General features: G+C 54.6%; 1 pseudogene. It reads left to right on the forward strand.

The features are described from left to right. Positions 1-615 (forward strand): annotated as a pseudogene (locus HP566_RS21835) (IS3 family transposase); the annotation flags it as partial.

The following is a 615-nucleotide window of genomic DNA, read 5'->3' on the forward strand; positions in this document are numbered from 1 at the left end:
CCGTTAAACAGGTGGTAGAGCGTGGCCATCGAGTTGCCGAGGTCGCTGAGCGTTTAGGCGTGTCAGGCCACAGCTTGTACCACTGGATCAAACGCTACGATAAGCCGGTAGAACAACGGCAAGAAGATGATGATCTCCAAGCTGAAAACCGTCGTTTGAAGGCTGAACTAAAACGCGTGTCAGAAGAGCGAGATATATTAAAAAAGGCCACCGCGTACTTCGCCAGGGAGTCCGACTGAGGTACGCGTTTATTCAAAAGCATGCGGGCCAATATCCGGTACGTCGCTTGTGCCGCATGATGGCCGTGCACCCTAGCGGCTACTACGCATGGGGCAAAAAAGCACTGTCTAATCGAGACCGGGTTGATCAGCGCCTCTTGGGATTGATCAAGCATGCGTGGCTTGAAAGCGGCGGTGTTTATGGATATCGCAAGGTCTACCAGGATTTGCGTGAGGCTGGCGAAGCCTGCGGTAAGCACCGAGTGGCCCGCCTGATGCGTAGAGAAGGTTTACGCTCTCAGACGGGCTATCGACGACGCCCTGGCTGCTATGGCGGTGGAAAGCCGGCCATCGTATCACCCAACCATTTAGACCGTCAGTTTGAAGTAACAGCGCC

Origin of the sequence: Vreelandella olivaria (genome assembly GCF_023507745.1) — a bacterium.
Taxonomy (GTDB): domain Bacteria; phylum Pseudomonadota; class Gammaproteobacteria; order Pseudomonadales; family Halomonadaceae; genus Vreelandella; species Vreelandella olivaria_A.